We start from the raw sequence: 23,070 nt of genomic DNA, 5'->3' as shown, positions 1-23,070 counted from the left end.
CAAACAAAACGGGCCGCATCGTTTCCGATGCGGCCCGCAGGGCATGTGGGATGCGTTGCTTACACGCTTAAAGCACGTAGCGCGACAGATCTTCGTTGCCCGACAGCTCGTTCAGACGCTCATCGACATACGCGGCGTCGATGGTGACAGTCTCGCCCGACGACTTGTGCGCGTGGAACGACAGGTCTTCCAGCAGACGCTCCATCACCGTGTACAGGCGGCGCGCACCGATGTTCTCGACCTTCTCGTTGACCGCGCAGGCGATCTCGGCCAGGCGACGGATGCCATCATCCGCAAACACAAGATCGACACCCTCCGTCTTCATCAGCGCCTGGTACTGCTTGGTCAGGCTCGCGTCCGTCTGCGTAAGGATCGCGCGGAAGTCGTCCACCGACAGCGAATCCAGCTCCACACGAATCGGGAAGCGGCCCTGCAGTTCAGGGATCAGATCACTCGGCTTGGACAGATGAAACGCGCCCGACGCGATGAACAGGATGTGGTCGGTCTTGATCATCCCGTACTTCGTGTTGACGGTCGTGCCTTCCACCAGCGGCAGCAGATCGCGCTGCACGCCCTGACGCGACACCTCGCCACCGCCGTACTCGCTGCGGCTGGCGATCTTGTCGATCTCATCCAGGAACACGATGCCGTTCTGCTCGACATTGGCAACGGCCTTGTGCTTGAGCTCGTCTTCGTTCAGCAGCTTGGCGGCCTCTTCGTCGATCAGCAGCTTGAAGGCCTCGGCCACCTTCATCTTGCGGCGATGCTTCTTGCCCTGGCCCAGCCCGGCGAACATCGAGCGGATCTGTTCCGTCATGTCTTCCATGCCCGGCGGGCCCATGATGTCCATGCTGGGGGTGCCGGCCGATACTTCGAGCTCGATCTCCTTGTCGTCGAGCTGACCCTCGCGCAGCTTCTTGCGGAACGCCTGGCGCGCGTTGGAATCCTTCTCTTCCGGCTGCGAGAAACCGATGTCGCGCGGCGGCGGAATCAGCACGTCGAGCAGGCGGTCTTCCGCTGCATCTTCGGCCTTGGCGCGCACCTTCTTCATCTCGGATTCGCGCGTCTGCTTGATGGCCATCTCGGCCAGGTCACGCACGATGGTGTCGACGTCGCGGCCGACATACCCCACCTCGGTGAACTTGGTCGCCTCGATCTTGATGAACGGCGCATCGGCCAGCTTGGCCAGACGGCGGGCGATCTCGGTCTTGCCCACGCCGGTCGGGCCGATCATCAGGATGTTCTTGGGCGTGATTTCCTGGCGCAGCGGGTCGCCCACTTGCTGACGGCGCCAGCGGTTGCGCAGCGCCACGGCCACGGCCTTCTTGGCCTTCTGCTGGCCGATGATGTGCTTGTCGAGTTCGGAAACGATTTCCGACGGCGTCATGGTTTCAGACATGGGAATCCTGTGCAGAGCGAGACCGCTTACTCGAGCGTCTCGATCACGAAATTGGTGTTGGTGTAGATGCAGAGTTCGCCGGCGATCTTCAGCGATTTCTCCACCACCTCGCGGGGGCCGAGGTCGGTGTTCTCCATCAGCGCCTTGGCGGCCGATTGCGCGTACGAACCGCCCGAGCCGATCGCGGCGATACCGCCTTCCGGGTCCAGCACGTCGCCGTTGCCGGTGATGATCAGCGTCGCTTCACGGTCCGCGACGATCAACATCGCTTCCAGGTGACGCAGGGCGCGGTCGGTCCGCCAGTCTTTTGCAAGATCGACTGCAGAGCGCAGCAGATTGCCCTGATGCTTCTGCAGCTTGGCTTCGAAGCGGTCGAGCAGCGAGAACGCATCGGCGGTGGCGCCGGCAAAGCCAACCAGCACCTTGCCATCATAGATGGCGCGCACCTTGCGGGCGGTGCCCTTCATCACGATATTGCCCAGCGTGACTTGGCCGTCGCCGCCGAGCGCAACTTGGTTGCCGCGCCGCACGCTGACAATGGTGGTGCCGTGATACTGTTCCATGCGCTTGTTCCTTGGGGTCCAGCCTGAGCCGGCCCACCGCGGGCCGGTCAAAGAGTTCCATACTTGACGTCAGCCCCCAGGATTTCAAGCCTGATTTGCGCAGCGGCGCACAATTTTTGTGCGCCGCGCATCGCTTTTAGGATCGTCAGTGCGTGACGTCGAAAGCGTAGGTGCGCTCATCCAGACGCGGCACCACCGTATAGCCCTTGCGCGCGGCCCACACGTTGATGTTGAAGTACAGCGGAATCACGCCGTAGTCGCGCATGCCGATTTCCGTGGCTTCCTGCAGCAGCTTCTCGCGCTGGGGGTCGTCGATGGTCTGCAAGGCCTCGGCCAGCTTGGCGTCCAGCGCTGGATTGGAATAGCGCCCACGGTTAGAGGCGCCCCAGCCGCGCGCCGGATCATAGGTGGCCAGCAATGCCTTCAAGCTCGAACTCGCTTCGCCGGTATCCGCACCCCAACCCGCCTGCAGGAATGAGAAGTCCAGCTTGTTGGCCCGCGTGAAGAACGTGGCCGACGGCATCGCCTCCACCTTGGTGGCAATCCCCACACGCGAAAGCATCGAAGCGATCACCTGGGCGACGCGGTCGTCGTTCACATAGCGGTTGTTGGTGGCGTGCAGCGTGATCGCAAAGCCATCGGGATAGCCAGCCTGGGCAAGCAGTTTCTTCGCGGCGGCCGGGTCTGCCACCGGCGCCTTCAGGCCAGGCACGTGGCCGAACAGCGCGCTGTTGACGAGTTGTCCGGTCGGCTCGGCTGCACCTTCCATCACGCGATCGACGATGGCCTGACGCGAGATGGCCAGCGAGATCGCCTGACGCACACGCACGTCCTTGAGCGGATTCTTCGCCAGCGGCTTGCCCGCTTTGTCGGTCACGAACGGCGACACATCGCGGTTCGAATCCAGGTGCAGATACATCATGCGGAACACCGGCATCTTGAACACCGATACCGCCGGGTCGCTCGACAGCTTCTTGATGTCGGAGGTCGGCACGTTTTCGATGACCTGCACGTCGCCGGCCAGCAGCGCCGCCACGCGCGAAGGATCCGCCGTCATGATGCGCAGTGTCACGCGCTCCCATTGCGGCTTCTTGCCCCAGTAGCCGTCAAAACGCGCCAGCTCAACGCGATCGCCCTTGGCAAACGAGACAAACTTGTACGGCCCCGTTCCAATCAGCGCGCGACCGTTGTTGAAGTCCTCCGGACCCGCTTTCTCGGCCGCCTTCTTCGACACGATGTAGATGGTCGACAGATCGTTCGGCACCAGCGGATACGGGCCATTGGTGGTGATGCGCACGGTCAGCTTGTCGACCGCCGTCACGTCCTTGAAACCACGCGTGTAGATCGTGAACGGCGACGGGCTGTTCTTGATGGTCGCCGGGCGCGCCAGCGAATAGACAACGTCGGCCGAGGTGAAATCGCTGCCGTCATGGAAGTGCACGCCGGGGCGCAGCTTGATCTCCCACACCGTGTCGCTCACGGCCTTCCACGAGGTGGCGAGGCCGGGCTTCATGCGCATCTTCTCGTCCTTGGCGATCAGCGCCTCGAACATGTGCTCGGCCACGTTCGAGTTGGGCGTGACGTTATGGAAGTGCGGATCGAGCGAGGTGATGTCGCCCGACAGGCCAACCACCAGCGTGGAGGGCGGCGCGGCCTGCGCGGCAAGCGGTGCGGCAGCAATGAGGGACAGCGCGGCAAGAAGTCCCAAAAGTCCCAAACGCGAACTCGCGACGCGCAACAAACGCAGAACCGGCATGAGGACTCCCCGATGGTTCGTTATGAAAACAAAACGTTCGGGGATTGTCAGGACCGGATGACGCCGGTGTCAACGTCGCTGAAGCAGGGGGTGTGCGCGCTCAATGATGGTGCCCGCAATCGCAGTCGCCACCATGCTGGTGATCGTGGCCTTCGTCCCAGTCCTCGTCGTCGTGATCGTCGAACGCCCAGGCGGGGAACGGGTCAGCCTGCCTGGCCCAGGCTTCGGGGCCGGCGGCCATTTCTGCGTCGGTCAGCAGGCAGGTATCGAGTTGCGCGACGAGTGCGGCCTCGTCCAGATCGGTGCCGATGAAAACAAGCTCTTGACGGCGGTCGCCCCACGGCGCAGGCACACCGTTGTCGTGCAGCTTGTCCATGATGTCGGCGCGGGCTTCTTCCTCATCGGGCCACTCGGCCTCATTCACAGCCGCCCACCATGCGCCGGCGCCGCCGTGGCGCATGACACCGCCAGCCTGGCCCCAACTGCCAGCCGTGTCCATGCGTGAGGCGAGCCAGAAATAGCCCTTCGAGCGCAGCACGCGGCCATGCTCGCGCAGCCATTCGGTATGCATCAGGTCCCACAGGCGCTGCGGGTGGAACGGCACGCGGCGTCGATAGACGAAACTGCGGATGCCAAGCGCCTCCGTTTCGGGCACGTGTTCGCCGCGCAGCTCGGCCAACCACGCGGGCGCAGCGGATGCCGCGTCGAAATCGAAGCGGTGCGTGTTCAGAATGTCGTCCAGCGGCACCTTACCGAACGATGCCGGCACGATGCGCGCACGCGGGTTTAGCGAATGCAGGATGCCCGCCAGACGTTCGCGCTCGGCGTCGCTCACGAGGTCGATCTTGTTGAGCACGATCACGTCGCAGAACTCGACCTGCTCGATCAGCAGGTCGACCACGGTGCGGTCGTCGTCCTCGTCGCGGGCCTGGCCGCGGTCGGACAGGAAATCCGCGGCATCGTAGTCGGCGAGAAAGTGCTGGGCATCGACCACCGTCACCATCGTGTCCAGGCGTGCGAGGTCCGACAGCACATCGCCCTCGGCATCTTCAAACGTGAAGGTCTCGGCGATCGGCAAGGGCTCGGCCACGCCCGTTGATTCGATGAGCAGGTAGTCGAAGCGGTCTTCGCGAGCCAGGCGGGCGATCTCGTCGAGCAGGTCTTCGCGCAGCGTGCAGCAGATGCACCCGTTGGACAGCTCCACCATGCGTTCGTCGGTGCGCGAGAGCTGCGCGCTGGTGGCGGTGCCGTCGCCCACGAGTTGCGCATCGATGTTGACGTCTGACAGGTCATTGACGATCACGGCCACGCGCTTGCCCTCGCGGTTGGCGAGCACGTGGTTGAGCAGCGTGGTCTTGCCGGCACCCAGAAAGCCGGACAGCACGGTAACGGGAAGCGGACGGGACATGATCGTGGCCTATAAAACAAACAGCCCGGTGGGTGACCGGGCTGCAAGATTCAAACGAATGCGTCAACCGATGCGACGCGCGCGTCAGTCACCCATCAACTTCTGGCGCTTTTCGCGGCGCTCCTGCGCCTCCAGCGACAGGTTGGCGGTCGGGCGGGCGATCAGACGCGGCACGCCGATCGGCTCGCCGGTTTCATCACAGTAGCCGTAGTCACCAGCGTCGATGCGGGCGATCGACTGTTCGACCTTCTTGAGCAGCTTGCGCTCGCGATCGCGCGTACGCAGTTCCAGCGCGTGCTCTTCCTCGATGGTGGCGCGATCGGCGGGGTCCGGCACGACGACTGTTTCGCGCAGGTCGCTGACCGTCTGATCGGCATTCTTGAGAATGTCGTCGCGCATTTTTACAAGCCGGTCCTTGAAGAAGGCGAGTTGCGCCTCATTCATGTAATCCTTTTCGCCCATCTTCAGGATTTCGGCTTCGGTGAGTAGTTTCTTGCTGCTCATGGTTGCTGCGGATGATCCTGGTAAATCGCGCGCCGTGTCGGCTGTCGCGTCGTCCTTGCGCGGGGATGCGTTGGACTCGTTCTGGCTGGCGGCGGACTTGCCGCCCCGCGCGCCTCCTGTTGCCTTGCCCGCAGCGGCGCCCCCTGCCGCTTTTTTTCGGGTGGCTGGCGCAGCCTGGGCTGCAGCCGACTCCGTGTTGGACCGCAGGGCGCCGCCATTAGCGCCGCGTCCATCCTTGTTCTTGGTCACCATCGCCTGCTCCTCCAATCGGACGTGCCTGGGACGACGTGCACTGAATCGACTTATTGTAGCCGAACGATCTTACCCGAACTATCGGAGAAACACGGACAGAAAATCCGGCCCGGATTCTGCCTGAAAGCGCCCGGGAAGGCCACCCAAAAGGAGGGGGAAAGCGACCTGGGGGAAACAAGCCCTAGGCCAGACAGTTCTCCAATCCTTTCAAAATTGTTTCGCGCGGCAGATCCACCCCGATGAAGACCATGCGGTTGCTGGGTTTTTCACCATCCCACTTGCCGCCCACGTCGCTGCCCATGAGCTGGTGCACCCCCTGGAACACCACCTTGCGATCGACGCCTTCCATATAGAGCACGCCCTTGTAGCGCAGCAGCTTCTCGCCGTAGATGTTCAGCACGCCCGAGAGGAACTCCTCCAGCTTGGTGTAGTTGAACGGGCGTTCGCTGCGGAAGACGAACGAGGCGATGCGGTCGGTGTGGTGCGCGTGGCCGTGATGGTGGTGGCCGTGACCATGGTCGTGGTGGTCATGATCGTGGTCGCAGTCGGCCGAGCAGGCGTGGTCATGGTCATGATCGTGGTTGTGGTCATGGCCGTCTTCACGCAGGAAGTCGGGGTCGATCTCCAGCTTGGCGTTCAGGTTGAAGCCGCGCAGGTCGAAGATCGTGTCGATCGGGGTTTCGCCAAAATTGGCTGTACGGATCGGGGCGCGCGGGTTCATGTGCAGCAGGCGGTGGCGCAGCGCGTCCACGTCCTCGGCCGACACCAGATCGCTCTTGGTGATGAAGATGGCATCGGCAAAACCCACCTGGCGCTGCGCTTCTTCCTGCTTGTCGAGCTGCGTGTTGCCGTGCTTGGCGTCGACCAGCGTGATGACGGCGTCCAGCAGGTAACGGCTGGCGATCTCGTCATCCATGAAGAAGGTCTGCGCGACGGGGCCGGGGTTGGCCACGCCGGTGGTCTCGATGACCACACGGTCGAACTGAATCTGGCCGTTGTCGCGGCGCGTGAGCAGATCCGACAGGCCGGCCACGAGGTCGCCGCGGATGGTGCAGCAGATGCAGCCGTTGCTCATCTGCACGATCTGCTCGTTGCCGTCCTGCACGAGGATGTCGTTGTCGATGTTCTCTTCGCCGAACTCGTTTTCGATCACGGCGATCTTCATGCCGTGCTGCTCGGTCAGGATGCGCTTGAGCAGCGTGGTCTTACCGCTGCCGAGAAAGCCCGTCAGGATGGTGACCGGGATCATTTTGGACATGGTGCGTTTCCTTGTTGCGAGCCGGCGCGGCAATCGGCGCAGCAGCCCTTGATGGTGAGTTCAGCGTGATCGGCCGCAAAGCCGGCGGGTAGGGCGGCCTTCGGCATGGCCGGTGGCTCCGCCGTTTCCAGACAGAAGTCGCGTCCGCACTGTGTGCAGTGAAAGTGGCTGTGCGAGCGGTGCGCCGCTTCGCGCGCGGCGTCGTGCTCGGCCAGGCTGAAGCGGAAGACGCGATCGGCGCCCGCCGTCTTGTGGACGATGCCGCCAGCCGCCAGCCAGTCGAGCACGCGATAGACCGTCACACGGTCGATGCCCGAGTCGTCTGGCAGTGCATCACACACAGCCTGGTGCGAGAGCGGTTCGTCGCCCTGCATCAGCACGGCCAGCACGCGCACGCGCGGCTCGGTCACGCGGCTGCCCAGGCTGCGCAGGCGTGTGCGGGCAGCTGCATCGGGCGAGTCGAATGAAGCGGGTTGCTGAGTGGCGAGATCGTCTCGCGAGGCCGGAGTGCTCATGCGTGGGATTGTCCCACGGCCGAAGGGGTGCTGCAATTGAGTTGCAACTGGGCGGCCTTGCACCGCCCAGGGTTTTTCAACGTGCTTGGCGGCAAACGCTAGGCGGCAAACACCAAACACACCGGTGTCGGCACCTTGGCCACCACCACGGGCTGATCCAGCTTGCCGGTCTGCGGGTCAATGCGCAGCCGCAGGATCGTGTCGCCCTTCTGGCTGAGCGCGTAGAGATGGTTGCCGTCGGCTGCCATCGTCATCGCACGCGGGAAACGCAAACCCTCGCTCCAGTATTGGATAGAGGTGAGTTTGCCCGAGGCGTCGACACTGAAGGCGGCCACGCTGTCGGCCAACGGGTGATCCGACTTCAGCTTGCGATTGCTAGCGTACAGGAAGCGCCCGGACGGGTGCACCAGCACCTCGGCGCCACTCTTCTGGCCGATGTAGTCGGCCGGGGTGGTGGAGATGCGCTGGCGCTCGTCCAGCACGCGGCCGGTGTCGGCGTCATAACCATGGCACGCCACGGTGCCATCCAGTTCGTTGATGACATAGAGCAGCTTGCCCTGCGGATGCAGCGCCAGATGGCGCGGGCCGCTGCCGGGCTTGAGCTGCGCGCGGTCGCGCGGGGCCAGCTTGCCTTGCTCGATGGCAAACACGTTGATGCGGTCGGTGCCGAGGTCGGTACCGAGCACATGCTTGCCCGCCGGATCGAACAGCATCATGTGCGCGTGCGGCGCCTCCTGTTCGGGGCGCGGGCCGGCGCCGGTGTCCTTGAAGATGCCCGACACCTCGCCAAGCTTGCCGTCCGGACTGATCGGCAGCACGTTGTAGGCACCGCCGCCGTACAGCGAAACCGCCAGATACCGCCCGTTCGGCGACACCGCCACATGCGCGGGAATCGTCCCCGACAACGACAGCGGCTGGCGGTTGATCAGCTTGAGCTTGCCGTCGCGCGGGTCAATCGAATAGGCCTCGGCGGTGCCGGTCGGGCGACCTTCGTAGACATCGATCTCGTTGATGGCGTACAGAAAGCGCTGATTCGGGTGCACCGCCAGGAACGACGGATTGGCACTCTCGACCACCTGCACCTGCGTCCACGCATCGCCGCGCAGCTCGAGCACGTAGATGCCGCGCGCGGCTGGGCCACCGGCGGTGCCGCCTGGCGCGTTGAACGTATAGGTGCCGACGTAGGCAAAGCGCGGCGAGCGCGCAGCGCCTGCAGGTTGTGCACCGGAGGCAGCGGGCTGCTCGCCCGCCTGGGCCATTACGGTCTTGGGGAGAGCGCCCAGCAAGGGCAGGCTACCGGTCCACTGCATGAAGGTTCGACGATTTGGGGTGCGGCGATTGGTCATGGATAGGCTCCTCCTCACGCACGCACGGACATCGCGTGGTGGAAGATGTTGTTCGGATCATAACGGCGCTTGACACGTTGCAGGAACGCATAGAGATCGCCATCGCCGTAATAGAGCTGCGGCCAGAACGGGTAGGCCAGCATGTCGACGTCGGGGTAGTTGATGTAGCAGCCCTCGTAACGGTTGCCGGGGTAGGGTGTACCGCTGTGCGGGGCGGGCACGTCGGGGGCGCCGTAGACGTCACGGTAGAAATCGCTGATCCAGCGCAGGTGGCCGGCGTCGTCGGTGGCGGAGGTCCAGTAGGTCTGGTACTGCAGCTTCATGATGGACGCACGCTGCGGCACGGCCGTGTCGGCAATGCGCTCGGCCTTGTTGACTGCGCCGCCGTAGGAATCCACCTGCAGCAGCGACTGGCTCAGGTCCACGCCGGGGATGGTCCGCGTGAGGTGCGTGTAGATGCGCTGCGCCTCGCTCGCGGTAAAGCCGCGCTTCATGTAGGCAGACTTGTACTTGCCGCGCTGGTTGGCACCCGAGCCGTTCAGGTATTGCGTGGCGGTCAGCCAGTCGTACTGCACGACGGTGTGGGGCTTCGAGCAGAGCAGTTGCCCCATGCCCTGCTTGTGCGCCGGGCCATAGCCGGGGGGATGGCCCTTCACGGGCGTGGGCGCACAGGCCTGGAAGCGATCGAGAAAATCGTTGAGCACGGAAAGATCGCGGCACGTGCCATCGGGGTTGCAGAACTGCGTGAGCAGCACGATCTGCCCGGCCGATTTGTGCGTGAGCTTGAGCAGCGAGAACATGCCCCAGGTGTCCGGGTCCTTGCCCCGCGTCTCCCAGTATTCGCCGTAGATGCGCAGCAGTTCAGCAAAGCGCTGGGGCGTCATACTGGCCCAGTCGAAGGCGACGGTGGCGAGCGCCACTTCCTGCGGTGCCTGAGGCAGCTTGGCGAAGGTGTAGCCAGTGATGACGCCGAAGGTGCCGCCGCCCGCGCCGCGGCATGCGCGAAAGAGCTCCGGATCGCGCGTGGCATCGACCGTGCGCGCGGCCGCCTTGCCATCCTTGTCCACAGTCACGATGTCCACGGCAGACAACCAATCCACCGTCAGCCCCTGCAGCCGCGACAGCAGCCCGTAGCCGCCCCCGCAGATGTGCCCGCCCGCGCCCACCGAATAGCACGAACCACCGGGCAGCGTCACGTTGTGGCGCTTGTAGAGTTCAAGGTAGCCGTTCCAGTTCTGCGTACCGGCGGGAATGTGCACCGAGCCATCGGCGCGCACCTCGGGCGAATCGAGCAGGCTCAGGTCGACGATCGTGCCATCGGGGTTGTTGGAGACGAAATCTTCGTAGCAATGCCCGCCGCTGCGCACCGTCGGGCGCTGGCCCGCGTTGACGATGCGCTGGATGGCGGGCGCCACATCGTCGGGCCTTTCAACGAGGGCGATACGGCCGGCGGCCTGAGCCTCCGTCGCCGGCCAGCGCAGGTTGAAGCCGTGCTTGAGCGTGTTGTAGCGAGGGTCCTGGCGGGTCACATCCAGTGTCATCGATGACTCCGGTGAAGGCGTTTGCGCAAGCGTTGCGCAAACGGAGTTGGATTCGGACATGTGTCGTCCGGCGGTTCCAACTTAGTCGTTTGCGCGTCCGGCTTCCATCAGACATTGCCAGCATCACGTGCACGCCATGTCGGCCGGGGCGGCCTCAGCGCACCTGGTGGGCAAACCAGGCGAGCACCCGTGATGCCGTCGTCGCCCACAGCGGCCGCACCAGCCAGCACGCCGCCGCCCATGCCAGGATCACCACGATCAGGTCGCAGCGCCCGCTCTTCCATAGGTTCAGAGAATGACGCCCCCAGATCCAGGGCACGCCCAGCGGGTTCGGCCAATCCGCCAGCAGGTGCATCAGCCCGCCGCACGCAAAGCCGAACAGCAGCGGCGCCCACAGGTGATCATGGCTCAGCGCCTGGTAAGACAGAACCAGCGCCGCAACCCAGCCGACGCCCCAATGCGTAACGGTACGGTGTGTGATCCAGAGCCGTCGCTTGCGACGCCACCACGCGACTTCCATCCAGTCAGGCGCGGTGCCGCCGGCAATGGCGGCGCAAAACGCCAGGATGCAACCGAGGTGCTCGGGCGAGGAATGGGGGGACTGCGCGACGATGGCAGCGGCAATCAGACCCGCCGCCCAACCCGTCGCATGGTGGGCAGCATGGGATGCCATCAACGTGATGCGAACAACAAGAGGGGCGCGCATCTTCGCAATTGAGGCCCGCGGGGACAAGCCAAAATTTGCGACAAATTGCTAGCCGATCTGCAGCAGCACCCCCTTGAGGTATTCGCTTTCCGGAAAGCTCGTCAGCAGCGGATGATCCACACCGCCCGCCAGACGACGCTGAATGCGTGCCGTCACCTTGGCATCGGGCGCAGCAACTGCACGCCGACCAGGTTGATCTCCTTGTACGCGCGCGCCGCGCGATCCACCTGTTGTGCAGACGCCGCAAACTTGGGCGGGTCCAGCACGATCAGGTCGAACTGGCGCCCCTCTGCGCGAAAGTTGCGCAGCGACTTGAAGACATCCGCATCCAGCCATTCGGCACGCGCCGCATCGAAACCATTACGCGTAACGTTGCGCTCCCTCACCGCCAGCGCTTCGCCCGACGAGTCGATCGACACCACCGAACGCGGCCCGGCTTTCATGGAGCGCGGACCGCGACTGATGGCGCGTTGCGGCATGCCGCGCGCGCCAGAATGCCGCCTGCGCTCACTGCGTAGACAGCTCGTAGCTACCCGTGTAGTCCAGGTACTGGTCGGCGCCGGCCGCGAGCGGATTGAGGCGCTTACCGACGAAGGTGCCACCGCCATGGATGCCCGCATAGGTGCCACTGCCGCCCACGAACGTGAACTTGCCACTCAGGGTGGCCACGCCGCTGCGCGCGTCGACCGTGGTCGAGCCGGTGCGCTGAACTGAGAGCGTGGAACCATTGGCAAAGCGGTAGGTTTCGTAGGCCGTGAACGGGCCCTCGGATTTCACGAAATCGACAAAGTAGCTCAGCTTCATGGTGGCCACTTGATCGGCAGGAAACAGCCCAAGGCCGGTGCCTTCGCCGGCCCCCACCACGTGACCGGGGAGGTCGGCAACCTCAAACGCCGCGGACTGCGTGAGGTGGAAGGTGTGGCGCCATTGAATGTCGTGGGCGTGGGCAAATGGCGCGACGGCAAACAGCACTGCGATGGCGATCTTTTTCATGATGGGAGTGTCCTGGTCGGTCAATGAGGCTTGGCGGATTTGCCAAGTGGACACATTGTTCCGAAGCGACACGCCCAGAAAAACACGGCCGCGCCGGGAAGACTTTTGCGCGCCACACAAAAATGCACGCCCGCTGTGGCGCGGTTACCGGCTTTCAGGCGAATAGGTGGCCAGCCTGGTCCAACACATACGCCATGAACGCACGAACCTTGCGGGACTGGCGCCGGTTGATGGCATAGACGAAGTGGATGCCCGCTGCCTGGCGGCCGCCGGCCAGCGGGTAGTCGGGCAACAATTGAACCAGCTCGCCACGGTCGATGGCATCGCCGACCAACCAATGGGGCAGCAGCGCGATACCCCCACCGGCCTGGGCTGCACCAAGCAGCACCTCGACGTCATTGGCGCTCAGGTCGCCGTGTGGCGCGATCTCTATCGCGACGTCTCGATCACGGTGCGAGAACGCCCAGACCACGCGCTCGCCGGATTGGCGGTAGCGCAGGCAGTTGTGCGCCGCAAGATCGGCCGGTTCGGTTGGTTGTGCACGCGTGCGCAGATACGACGGATGACAGCACAGAACGCGCCGGTAGCGGCCCAGCGGCCGGCTGATCAGCGTCGAGTCGCCCAGGGTGCCGATACGGATGGCCAAGTCGATGTCGGTTTCCACCAGGTCGGCGTAGTCGTCGGTCAGCGACAGCTCCACCGACATCTTGGGGTGCGCCTTCAGAAATGCCGGCAGGAGTGGGCTCAACACCCGCTTGCCGAACACCCGCGGCACGCTGACCCTCAGGCGCCCGCGTGGCTCGCTCGCAAAGGTGGCGACGCTGTCGTGCACCGCATCGAACTCGGCCAACAGCGCGTCGACTCGGCTCTTGTAGAGCTCCCCCGGCTCGGTAAGCGACAACTTGCGCGTCGTCCGCGTCAGCAACTTGACGCCCAACTGGTCTTCCAGCAGGTCGATCTGCCTCGACACGCTGGATGGCGCAAGTCCAAGCCGCTCGGCGGCCTCCGTAAAACTCAGTGTCATGGCAACGCGCTGAAACACACGCATCGCGGCAAGCATGTCCATGCGGGCGCCCCTGAGTATTGCCTACCCAACCTGTAGCAGCAAACCCTTGAGGTATTCGCCTTCCGGGAAACTCGTCAGCAGGGGGTGATCGACACCTGCGGCCAGACGACGCTGAATGCGCGCCGTCACCTTGGCATCGGCCGCCGCGCCCGCAACGATCTTCTGGAACAGATCGGCATCGATCGCACCCGAGCACGAGTATGTGAACAGCAGGCCGCCCGGGCGCAGCAACTGCATGCCGACGAGGTTGATCTCCTTGTACGCGCGCGCCGCACGGTCCACCTGCTGGGCTGACGCCGCAAACTTGGGCGGGTCCAGCACGATCAGGTCGAACTGGCGCCCCTCTGCGCGAAAGTTGCGCAGCGACTTGAAGACATCCGCATCCAGCCATTCGGCACGTGCCGGATCGAATCCGTTGAGCGTGACGTTGCGCTCCGCCACCGCCAACGCCTCGCCCGACGAGTCGATCGACACCACCGAACGCGCCCCGCCCTTCAATGCCGCCAGCGAGAAACCGCCGGTATAGCAGAAGCAATTGAGCACATCGCGATCTTTCGCCAGCGCGCCGACGAGGGCACGGTTGTCACGTTGATCGACGTAGAAGCCGGTCTTGTGGCCCTCGCGCACATCCACGTAATAGCGCACGCCGTGCTCGGTGGCGGACAAGTCTGCGGCGGGCTCGGCGCCGGCCAGCACGCCGGTCATCTGTTCCAGGCCCTCGCGCTCACGCACGCTCACATCGGAGCGTTCGTACACGTTGGGGCAGCCCGTCTCCTTGATGAGCGCGGCGACGATGGCGTCCTTCCAATGTTCGACACCAGCGGCGCTGAACTGGCAGACGAGCTGACCCGCCTCGCCGGTGCCGTACTGGTCGACGATCAGGCCGGGCAGGCCGTCGGCCTCGCCCATGATGAGGCGCACGGCATCGGTGTCGTGCACCCAGGCGCGGCGGTACGCCACGGCAGATGCGATGCGGCGCTTGAAGAAGGCGTGATCGACGGGCTCAGCCTCGTCAAAGCTCCACACGCGGGCGCGAATCTGCGAGACCGGGCTGAACGCGGCGCGCGCCAGAAACTGGCCGCTGGCGGCACGCACAACCACGGTGGCACCGGAGGCCGGCGGGCGGCCTTCCATGCGGTCGATGGCGTTGGCGAAAATCCACGGGTGCCGGCGCAGCAGCGAGCGCTCCTTGCCGGGCTTGAGAATCAGGGTTTGCATACGACTGGGGGAAAGAGTGCGCCCCGCTACAAGGTTCGGGGCAGCGCGTTACTTCTTCTTTGCGCGGGGATGCGCCTGATCGTAGATCTTGGCCAGGTGCTGAAAATCGAGCGAAGTATAAACCTGCGTGCTGGCAATGCTGGCGTGCCCGAGCAGTTCCTGCACGGCGCGCAAGTCACCAGACGACTGCAGCATATGCGTGGCAAACGAATGCCGCAGCACGTGCGGATGCACATCCGCCGGGACACCGGCCTCGATGGCGTTACGCTTCATGCGCAGTTGAATCTGCCGCTGCGCCAGCCGCTTGCCGCGCGGCGACAGGAACAGCGCGTGCGCATCCTCCGGCGCCGTATCAAGCTGTGCGGGCCTGGCCAGTTGCTCGCGCACCGCCAGCCACGCGGCCAGCGCCTCGGCGGCCTTGGAGCCGACCGGCACGGTGCGCCGCTTGCTGCCCTTGCCAAGCACCATCACCTCGCGTGCGTCGAGATCCAGCCAGCTGGTGGACTCATACTCGCCGGCCTTCACGTGGCGCAGGTCCAGGCTGACCAACTCCGTAAGGCGCAGTCCGCACGAATAGAACAGCTCGTTGACGGCGCGATCGCGAATCGTCTCTGCATCGTCGCCTGGCAGTTGCTCCATCAACGCAACGGCTTGTTCGACGGACAGGGCTTTCGGCAACCGCTTCGGGCTCTTGGGTGCACGTACGCCGTCGACCGGGTTGGCCGTAACAGCCGCGTCACGCAGCGCCATCCACTTGTACCAGCCGCGCCATGCCGACAACGCCCGTGCAATGCTGCGGCCCGACAAGCCGTTGCCGTGCAGTTGCGCCATCATGCGGCGGATGTGGTGCGTCTGGAGTTGCGTGAGATCGATGCCGGCCGCAAGCTGCGCGCCCAATCGCTGCAGTACGGCCAACTCATGGCCGTAGCTTGCCAGCGTGTGCGGCGAGAGTTGCCGCTCGAACTTCAGCGCATCGAGGTAGGCCGCAATCTGCGGATGCGGCGGCGCAGGTACGTCGCGCGCATCGTCGTCACTCGCATGGGAGGCAGATTGCGGCATGTGGCGTGCGCTCAGTCGCGCAGGCGGTTGAGCGTGGCAGCGGCGAGTTCGCCGATCTGCGCGAGGTAGGTCGTGCCCATGCCGTCGTGGAAGCGACGGGCATCCGGCGAGCCGAGCACCAGCAGGCCGAAGGCCGGCGCGGCGCTGGCATCTGCATCACCGCGCACCGGCACGCGCAACGTGACGATGGCGACCGACTCGATCGTCTGAGCGGTTTCCAGCCAGCCGGCGGCCTCGAAGCCCGCATTGGCGCCACAGTACGGCGCGCGCAGGCCAGCGGCGAACAAGCGCACTTCCTCGCTGACACCTTGTGCCACTTCCAGGTGCGCGAACTCTTCGCCCACCTGCCACACGCGCAGCGCCACTGCAGGCACTTCAAAGACCTCACGCAGGCCATCCTGCACCACGTAGGGCAGCGCGTGCGTGTCGGCTTCGCCCAGCAGACGCGTCGTCCAGGCGTGCACGCGTTGCTGCGTGCGGTCGTTCTCATTGCCGTGGCGCATCAGGTCCGATAGCTTCAGTTCCAGATGCTTGTGCTTGTCGCGCAGGATTTCCATCTGGCGCTCCTGCAGCGACACGGCACGGTGGCTGTGCGGGCTGGTGAGCTGGATGGCGGCCAGCAGCTCGGCGTGCTCTTCAAAGAAGGCCGGGTGCGCTTGCAGGTAGTTGGCGACGTCTTGTGCGTTCATGGTCATGGCGTGCGGCTACCCCTTAGGCGCCCAGTTTCTTCTTCAGCAGATCGTTCACTTGTGCCGGGTTGGCCTTGCCGCGCGTGGCCTTCATGGCCTGGCCGACCAGCGCGTTGAAGGCCTTCTCCTTGCCCGCGCGGAATTCCTCGACCGACTTGGCGTTGGCCGCCAGCACATCGTCGATGATCTTCTCCAGCTCGCCGGAATCCGACATTTGCTTCAGACCCTTCTCGGCGATGATCGCGTCGGCATCGGCGCCGTGTTCGCCAGCCCACATAGCAGGGAAGACGTCCTTCTTGGCGGTGTTGTTCGAGATCGTGCCGTCGGCAATGCGTGCGAGCAGCTTGGCGAGTTGTGCGGGCTTGACCGGTGCAGCGTCGATTTCCAGATCGGCGCGATTCAGGTTCGAAGCGACCTCGCCCATGATCCAGTTGGCAGCAGCCTTGGCGTTGGCGGCGCCAGCCTCGGCCACCACGGCCTCGAAGTAGGCGGCGGTCGCCTTGGTGGCGGTCAGGATGCTGGCGTCGTACTTCGGCAGGCCGTAGGCCGACTCGAAGCGCGCAGCCATGGCGGCTGGCAACTCCGGCAGCGTGGCGCGCACGCGCTCGACCCAATCGTCGCCGATGACGAGCGGCAGCAAATCGGGGTCCGGGAAATAGCGGTAATCCTGCGCGTCTTCCTTGCTGCGCATCGAGCGCGTTTCCTTGCGGTCCGGGTCGTACAGGCGGGTTTCCTGCACCACGGTGCCGCCGTCTTCGATCAGCTCGATCTGACGGCGCACTTCGTAGTTGATGGCCTCTTCCAGGAAGCGGAACGAGTTCAGGTTCTTGATCTCGCAGCGCGTGCCGAACGGTGCGTCCGGGCCGGGGCGCACCGAGACGTTGGCGTCGCAGCGGAAGCTGCCTTCCTGCATGTTGCCGTCGCAGATGCCGAGCCACATCACCAGTGCGTGCAATGCCTTGGCATACGCCACGGCTTCAGCGGCGCTGCGCATGTCGGGCTCGGTCACGATTTCCAAGAGCGGCGTGCCGGCGCGGTTCAGGTCGATGCCGGTCATGCCCGCAAAGTCTTCGTGCAGCGATTTGCCGGCGTCTTCTTCCAGGTGGGCGCGCGTGAGCTGCACGGTCTTCTCATAGCCGGGCTGGCCGTTCTTGCCTTCCACCTGGATGGTGAGCGTGCCGCCCTGCACCACCGGGATCTCGTACTGGCTGATCTGGTAGCCCTTGGGCAGATCCGGGTAGAAGTAATTCTTGCGCGCGAAGATGCTCTTTGGCGCGATCTTGGCGCCAATGGCCAGGCCAAACACGATGGCGCGCTCGACAGCGCCCTTGTTCAGCACCGGCAGCACGCCCGGCAATGCCAGATCCACCGGCGCCGCCTGCGTGTTGGGCTCAGCACCGAATGCGGTGGAGGCGCCGGAGAAAATCTTCGAGACCGTCGAGAGCTGCGTGTGCGTCTCGAGGCCGATCACCACTTCCCATTGCATGTTGCGTGTGTCCTGTCGATTGTTGTGGTGTGAATGTCTAGGTGTTCGTGTATTTGTGTACTGCTATGCGATCAGGGGCGCGGCGCATCCAGCCAGGCCGCAAGCTTTGCGAAGGCGGCCTCGCGTGCCGCCGGATCGCCACCCACGGTGACCGTACCGTGACGCCTCCCATTCGGGATGCCGCTGCGCTCCGTCACCGGTGCCGTGCCATCAAAGCCATGATAGGCCCCGCCAAACGTCTCCAGCTCGAAGCGCGCCTGTGGCTGACGGGCCAGCACCGCGGTCTGCAGGGCCTGGCATCTGTCGGCAGGCGTCCAATCGTCATTGCCACCCGCCAGCAGCAGCAACGGCGCGTTCAACTGATACTTCGCTCGCTGCAGCGCAGCCGCACAGCCCGGGTAGAACGCCACGGCGCGCTCCACAGCCGGCGCGTCGGCGGGCCAGGAGCGGCTCGCGTCCACGGTTTCCAGCACGGCCTGCGCACCGTTGGACCAGCCCAGCAGCACGATGCGGCGCGCATCCACGCCTGGCTGCGCAGCCACCCAGCGCATCGTCGCCAGAATGTCTGCCCGGCGCACGGCACCGTTGATATCGCGTGCCGCAAGCCGCTCGGTGCAGATACCGTGCGGTTTGCCGCGCGGGCCAAAGCTGTCGGGCAACACCACCGCGTAACCGCGCGCGCCCAGCCACTGCGCATAGCCGCGATAGCGCGTACCCAGCGCCTTCGCATCCGTACCCGCCTGCGTGTACAAACCGCTGCAGCCATGCAGCGCGATCACCACCGGCAAGCCTGCCGACGACGCCTTGCCTGCAGGCGTGACCCAATACGCGGTCAGCGTCTGCGGCGCGTCTTCGGCGTCTTTCATGACGGCGCGCGGAATCTCCACCGTCTGCACAGCCAGCTCCGCTGCCGACGGTGCGCGTGCCGCTGGCATGTCTGGCAGGGCGCCTTCCGCGTCGGGCGTCGGCTGGGCAGACGCGTGCAGCGCCAGCAGGGCGCCCGCCAACACGGCCACCACCCGCACCCGAAGCGATGTGCGCATCACCGGGCGCATTACCGGGCATTGCGGGCGCACTGGCCCGTTTGCGGATCGAACATCACCGGCCAGGCTTCTTCGTAGATGCCGGGCGTGCAATGCGCCTCGCAGTTGGCATGCGCCAGCGTTACGCGGCGCGGGTCCTGCCAGACCATCAGCGTGCAGCTGCCATTGCGCTCACGCAGCTCGATGCTCGGACGGCGCTTGGTCTGCTGGAAGGTCGACAGATCAAACTGGCACGAACCGCGACGGCCAACCCACAACTGCCACTGCAACGCACTGACGTTGTTGTTGTCCACGGTGAGCGTTGCCTGCTCGCGGAAGCCGTCTTCCTCGGTCTGGCTGCAGTAGCCGTTGACGCTGATGGTGCGATCGGCAATCGGCGGTGGCCCAGACGGGCGACCAAAACCCGGAATGCCCGGCAGCGACGGCAACGGAATCGGCACGCAGGCCGCCAGCAGGACGGCGGCAAGCGCCAGCCCGAGTGCGTTGCGGATGCGGGGGTTCATTGCGATCGCCTCCGAGCGGATTGCGTTCATTTTGCCTTCGTGGTGTCGGCGACAGCCTGCATTCACGGACGTGCGCCTCCCCGCTGCGCGGGGCCCCTGCTTATTGTTCATGTGGCCCCCTGCGGTGCAGCGGTGGTCCGAGCGCTTGTGATCGCCTTCAGGCTGCCGGTTGGCGTGCGTGCCAGTCGGTCGCCTGCTGGAACGCATGCGCGATCTGCAGCATGCGTGCCTCTTCAAAATAGTTGCCAATGATCTGCAAGCCAACCGGGAGACCGTTTGCGCCAAAACCGGCGGGCACGCTCATGCCCGGCAGACCTGCCAGGCTGGTCGACAGCGTGAAGATATCCTCCAGGTACATCTGCACCGGATCGTCGCTCTTCTCGCCCAATTTCCAGGCAACGGTCGGCGCCACGGGGCCCATGATCACGTCGCATTGCTGGAACGCGTTCTGGAAATCCTGCGCGATGATGCGGCGGATCTTCTGCGCTTGCAGGTAGTACGCGTCGTAATAGCCGTGCGACAGCACATAGGCGCCGACCAGGATGCGGCGCTTGACCTCCCAACCGAAACCTTCGGCGCGGGATTTGCGGTACATGTCGGCCAGATCGCGGTACTCGGCCGCACGGTGGCCGTAGCGCACGCCATCAAAGCGCGACAGGTTGGACGATGCCTCGGCTGGGGCGATCACGTAGTACGTCGGGATCGACAGCTCAGTCTTGGGCAGGCTGATGTCGACGAGCGTGGCGCCGAGCTTTTCCAGCTCCGCCAGCGAAGCGCGCACGGTGGCGCGCACGTCATCGGCCAGGCCTTCGCCAAAATATTCCCTGGGCAGACCGATGCGCAGGCCGGCCAGCGGGCGGGCGGCGTCAGCGCCTTGCAGCGGCTGGCCCAGCAGGCGGCTGAAGTCTTCCACATCACCGCCACGGCCGGGTTCCAGGCTGGTGGAGTCACGCGGGTCAAAGCCGGCCATGGCAGACAGCAGCAGCGCGCAATCCTCGGCGGTGCGCGCCATCGGGCCGCCCTGGTCCAGCGACGAGGCGAAGGCGATCATGCCGTAGCGCGACACGCGCCCATACGTCGGCTTGATACCGGTGATGCCCGAGAACGATGCCGGCTGGCGGATCGAGCCACCCGTATCGGTGCCGGTGGCCGCTGGCGCCAGATCGGCCGCTACGGCGGCCGCCGAGCCACCCGACGAGCCGCCCGGCACGTACTCGACGTTCCACGGGTTCTTGACCGCGCCAAAGGCCGAGTTTTCGTTGGACGAGCCCATCGCAAACTCGTCCATGTTGGTCTTGCCCAGCGTCACCATGCCGGCGGCGCCCAGGCGTTCCACCACGGTGGCGTCAAACGGGCTGACGTAGTCGCCCAGCATCTTGGAGCCGGCCGTGGCGCGCCAGCCACGCGTGACGAACACGTCCTTGTGGGCGATCGGCACGCCGGTCAGCGGCGCCGCATTGCCGGCAGCGATGCGCGCGTCGGCGGCCTGCGCCTGCGCAAGCGTCGCTTCGGCATCGACATGGGTGAAAGCGTTGAGGTGTGCCCCGGCATCAATGCGCGCGAGGTAATGGCGCGCAAGTTCCACCGCCGAAACCTCCTTGGCGGCGAGTTGGGCAGACAGGGCTTTGATCGTGGATGCGGTCATCGAATACGTTCGGATGGCTGCCGGCTACAGCCGGCGTCGTCGAATGGAGTGGGGTCGAGAGCGGCGCGCGCCGTTTACTCGATCACCTTGGGCACGAGGTACAGGCCGGCCTCGGTGGCCGGGGCGCACTGCTGGTAATCGGCGCGGCGGTCGGCCTCAGTGACGGCATCTTCGCGCAGGCGCTGGGCCGGCGCCTGGATCAGTTCAATCGGGTGGGCCATCGGCTCAATGCCGGTGGTATCCACGGCCTGCATCTGCTCGACCAACGTGAAGAACTGGTTGAGCTGGGTCAGGGTCTGCGCCGCCTCGCCATCGGAGACTTCAATGCGGGCGAGGTTGGCGATGCGTTTGACGTCGGAGAGTTCGAGTGCCATCGGAGTGGATCAGTGAGTGCGGCAGCGGGCGGGCAATGTGCGCAAGTGGCAGCCAAGCGACGGCTACTGCGCGTGAGGCATGCTCAGGTTACGCCCGAGTTGTGCCGATCTGCCGCAAAATTGGAGGCAAACGCCCGCGAAACGCCCGAATTATAAGGTATGATTGCCGACTAAATTTCTAAGTCAGCAGGCGACTTCGTGCAGCCACGGACCCTCTGATTAAGTGGCCGGGAACCTCCCGGCGACGCCGCCGTCAGCATCTGGCGACACTTAATCAAAGGTTCCTTGGGACCGCCCCCTCCGGGCGGCTCACCCTCGGCAGGATGGCCAGTGCCACGGCACCCCACCGCCGACCACCACGGAGCCCGCGACATTCCCGGGAGCGCAGTAGCAAGATCGGACCGTATGGTGGCCATGTGGCAGCCTGCGACGTCCGCGTATCGGTGTAGCCGTTGACCGACATCCTGCTGCTGGGCCGCCCATGACTCGAAAACAGGATTCATTCGATGTTCGGCTTTTTGCGCAGCTATTTCTCCAACGATCTTGCGATCGACCTCGGCACCGCCAACACCCTGATCTACGTCCGCGACAAAGGCATCGTCCTCGACGAGCCGTCGGTGGTGGCCATCCGCCAGGAAGGCGGCCCAAACGCCAAGAAGACCATCCAGGCTGTCGGCAAGGAAGCCAAGCAGATGCTGGGCAAAGTGCCGGGCAACATCGAGGCGATCCGCCCGATGAAAGACGGCGTGATCGCCGACTTCACCGTCACCGAGCAGATGCTCAAGCAGTTCATCAAGATGGTGCACGACACCAAACTGCTGCGCCCGAGCCCGCGCATCATCATCTGCGTGCCCTGCGGCTCGACCCAGGTCGAGCGCCGCGCCATCCGTGAATCGGCGCTGGGCGCCGGTGCTTCGCAGGTGTACCTGATTGAAGAGCCGATGGCCGCAGCCATTGGCGCCGGCCTGCCGGTGTCGGAGCCGTCGGGCTCGATGGTGGTGGACATTGGCGGCGGCACCACCGAGGTGGGCATCATCTCGCTGGGCGGCATGGTCTACAAGGGTTCGGTCCGCGTGGGCGGCGACAAGTTCGACGAGGCCATCGTCAACTACATCCGCCGCAACTACGGCATGCTGATCGGCGAACAGACCGCTGAAGCCATCAAGAAGGAAATCGGCTCGGCCTTCCCGGGCTCCGAAGTGCGCGAGATGGAAGTGAAGGGCCGCAACCTGTCGGAAGGCATTCCGCGCGCCTTCACGGTGTCGTCCAACGAAATCCTGGAAGCGCTGACGGACCCGCTGAACCAGATCGTGTCGTCGGTGAAGATCGCGCTGGAACAAACCCCGCCGGAACTGGGCGCCGACATTGCCGAGCGTGGCATGATGCTCACCGGCGGCGGCGCGTTGCTGCGTGACCTGGACCGCTTGCTGGCCGAAGAAACCGGCCTGCCGGTGCTGGTGGCCGAAGATCCGCTGACCTGCGTGGTGCGCGGCTCCGGCATGGCACTGGAGCGCATGGACAAGCTCGGCAGCATCTTCTCGTACGAATAACGGGATCATGCACCGCACGTATCCGGCGCATTTCGCCATGCCCGTCTTCCTGGCCGCACCAGCGGCCGTGGCGGGCCGCTGAGATGCGTCCCGCGCCGGTGCGCCGTGCCAAGCCCACCCCGGGCCCAGGCACCGCACCAGCGCCACACCCAATCTGTTGCCGGCAGGCTGCTGACGTTGAACGTCAAACGCCTGC

21 protein-coding genes and 1 pseudogene are annotated in these 23,070 nt (G+C 64.9%); 1 reads left to right on the top strand and 21 read right to left on the bottom strand.

What is annotated here, in order from left to right; genetic code table 11:
- Nucleotides 1-67: 67 nt before the first annotated feature.
- The 21 genes and pseudogenes from hslU to gatC all read right to left on the bottom strand — a co-directional run bounded on the left by hslU (nt 68) and on the right by gatC (nt 21,324).
- Nucleotides 68-1,399: an ATP-dependent protease ATPase subunit HslU gene (gene hslU, locus R2N11_RS20845; protein ID WP_199029002.1), complete on the bottom strand. Its 1,332-nt coding sequence runs from the start codon at nt 1,397-1,399 to the stop codon at nt 68-70.
- A gap of 26 nt (nt 1,400-1,425) precedes the next feature.
- Complete coding sequence (gene hslV, locus R2N11_RS20840) at nt 1,426-1,962, bottom strand: ATP-dependent protease subunit HslV (protein WP_199029004.1); 537 nt, start codon at nt 1,960-1,962, stop codon at nt 1,426-1,428.
- A gap of 145 nt (nt 1,963-2,107) precedes the next feature.
- Nucleotides 2,108-3,718, bottom strand: coding sequence for an ABC transporter substrate-binding protein (locus tag R2N11_RS20835; protein ID WP_316682241.1), 1,611 nt, complete (start codon nt 3,716-3,718; stop codon nt 2,108-2,110).
- Between the two features lie 100 nt (nt 3,719-3,818).
- Nucleotides 3,819-5,126: a zinc metallochaperone GTPase ZigA gene (gene zigA / locus R2N11_RS20830; protein WP_316682240.1), complete on the bottom strand. Its 1,308-nt coding sequence runs from the start codon at nt 5,124-5,126 to the stop codon at nt 3,819-3,821.
- Between the two features lie 84 nt (nt 5,127-5,210).
- Nucleotides 5,211-5,882 (bottom strand): RNA polymerase-binding protein DksA, encoded by a 672-nt coding sequence (gene dksA, locus R2N11_RS26435; protein ID WP_233177170.1) that lies wholly within the window; start codon nt 5,880-5,882, stop codon nt 5,211-5,213.
- A gap of 181 nt (nt 5,883-6,063) precedes the next feature.
- A complete protein-coding gene (locus R2N11_RS20820; protein WP_316682239.1) occupies nt 6,064-7,140 on the bottom strand; it encodes a CobW family GTP-binding protein in 1,077 nt (358 codons plus the stop codon).
- Nucleotides 7,128-7,655 carry a Fur family transcriptional regulator gene (locus R2N11_RS20815; protein WP_199033081.1) on the bottom strand — a complete coding sequence of 176 codons (528 nt, stop codon included), beginning with the start codon at nt 7,653-7,655 and terminating at the stop codon, nt 7,128-7,130. The genes R2N11_RS20820 and R2N11_RS20815 overlap by 13 nt, the downstream gene beginning before the upstream one ends.
- Nucleotides 7,656-7,753: 98 nt before the next feature.
- Nucleotides 7,754-9,001 carry a lactonase family protein gene (locus tag R2N11_RS20810; RefSeq protein WP_316682238.1) on the bottom strand — a complete coding sequence of 416 codons (1,248 nt, stop codon included), beginning with the start codon at nt 8,999-9,001 and terminating at the stop codon, nt 7,754-7,756.
- 14 nt (nt 9,002-9,015) lie between these two features.
- Entirely contained in the window at nt 9,016-10,542 is a 1,527-nt protein-coding gene (locus tag R2N11_RS20805; protein WP_316682237.1) for an FAD-binding oxidoreductase, read from the bottom strand.
- 154 nt (nt 10,543-10,696) lie between these two features.
- Nucleotides 10,697-11,215: a metal-dependent hydrolase gene (locus R2N11_RS20800; RefSeq protein WP_316682236.1), complete on the bottom strand. Its 519-nt coding sequence runs from the start codon at nt 11,213-11,215 to the stop codon at nt 10,697-10,699.
- A gap of 81 nt (nt 11,216-11,296) precedes the next feature.
- A pseudogene (locus tag R2N11_RS20795) lies at nt 11,297-11,694 on the bottom strand (23S rRNA (cytosine(1962)-C(5))-methyltransferase RlmI); the annotation flags it as partial.
- Nucleotides 11,695-11,755: 61 nt separating this feature from the next.
- Complete coding sequence (locus R2N11_RS20790; protein ID WP_316682235.1) at nt 11,756-12,241, bottom strand: hypothetical protein; 486 nt, start codon at nt 12,239-12,241, stop codon at nt 11,756-11,758.
- 154 nt (nt 12,242-12,395) lie between these two features.
- Nucleotides 12,396-13,307: a LysR family transcriptional regulator gene (locus tag R2N11_RS20785; protein ID WP_316682234.1), complete on the bottom strand. Its 912-nt coding sequence runs from the start codon at nt 13,305-13,307 to the stop codon at nt 12,396-12,398.
- A 21-nt stretch (nt 13,308-13,328) separates the two neighbouring features.
- Nucleotides 13,329-14,525, bottom strand: a complete 1,197-nt coding sequence (locus R2N11_RS20780) for a class I SAM-dependent rRNA methyltransferase (RefSeq protein ID WP_316682233.1) — start codon at nt 14,523-14,525, stop codon at nt 13,329-13,331.
- A 48-nt stretch (nt 14,526-14,573) separates the two neighbouring features.
- Nucleotides 14,574-15,584, bottom strand: a complete 1,011-nt coding sequence (xerC, locus tag R2N11_RS20775) for a tyrosine recombinase XerC (RefSeq protein ID WP_316682232.1) — start codon at nt 15,582-15,584, stop codon at nt 14,574-14,576.
- Between the two features lie 11 nt (nt 15,585-15,595).
- Nucleotides 15,596-16,273: a DUF484 family protein gene (locus R2N11_RS20770; RefSeq protein ID WP_199032428.1), complete on the bottom strand. Its 678-nt coding sequence runs from the start codon at nt 16,271-16,273 to the stop codon at nt 15,596-15,598.
- 22 nt (nt 16,274-16,295) lie between these two features.
- Nucleotides 16,296-17,759 carry an Asp-tRNA(Asn)/Glu-tRNA(Gln) amidotransferase subunit GatB gene (gene gatB, locus R2N11_RS20765; protein WP_316682231.1) on the bottom strand — a complete coding sequence of 488 codons (1,464 nt, stop codon included), beginning with the start codon at nt 17,757-17,759 and terminating at the stop codon, nt 16,296-16,298.
- A 71-nt stretch (nt 17,760-17,830) separates the two neighbouring features.
- Entirely contained in the window at nt 17,831-18,835 is a 1,005-nt protein-coding gene (locus R2N11_RS20760; protein WP_316682230.1) for a dienelactone hydrolase family protein, read from the bottom strand.
- Complete coding sequence (locus tag R2N11_RS20755; RefSeq protein ID WP_064806004.1) at nt 18,814-19,305, bottom strand: hypothetical protein; 492 nt, start codon at nt 19,303-19,305, stop codon at nt 18,814-18,816. Before R2N11_RS20755 ends, R2N11_RS20760 begins: the two co-directional genes overlap by 22 nt.
- Nucleotides 19,306-19,462: 157 nt before the next feature.
- Nucleotides 19,463-20,950 (bottom strand): Asp-tRNA(Asn)/Glu-tRNA(Gln) amidotransferase subunit GatA, encoded by a 1,488-nt coding sequence (gene gatA, locus R2N11_RS20750; RefSeq protein WP_316682229.1) that lies wholly within the window; start codon nt 20,948-20,950, stop codon nt 19,463-19,465.
- Nucleotides 20,951-21,024: 74 nt separating this feature from the next.
- Nucleotides 21,025-21,324 (bottom strand): Asp-tRNA(Asn)/Glu-tRNA(Gln) amidotransferase subunit GatC, encoded by a 300-nt coding sequence (gene gatC / locus R2N11_RS20745; RefSeq protein WP_021196954.1) that lies wholly within the window; start codon nt 21,322-21,324, stop codon nt 21,025-21,027.
- Between the two features lie 506 nt (nt 21,325-21,830).
- Here gatC and R2N11_RS20740 point away from each other — a divergent pair.
- Nucleotides 21,831-22,874 (top strand): rod shape-determining protein, encoded by a 1,044-nt coding sequence (locus R2N11_RS20740; protein WP_004628293.1) that lies wholly within the window; start codon nt 21,831-21,833, stop codon nt 22,872-22,874.
- The last annotated feature ends 196 nt before the right edge of the window (nt 22,875-23,070 follow it).

The sequence above is a fragment of the Ralstonia flaminis genome (assembly GCF_958415495.1).
In the GTDB taxonomy this organism is placed as follows: domain Bacteria; phylum Pseudomonadota; class Gammaproteobacteria; order Burkholderiales; family Burkholderiaceae; genus Ralstonia; species Ralstonia flaminis.
This window is presented reverse-complemented; position numbering and strand designations above follow the sequence as displayed.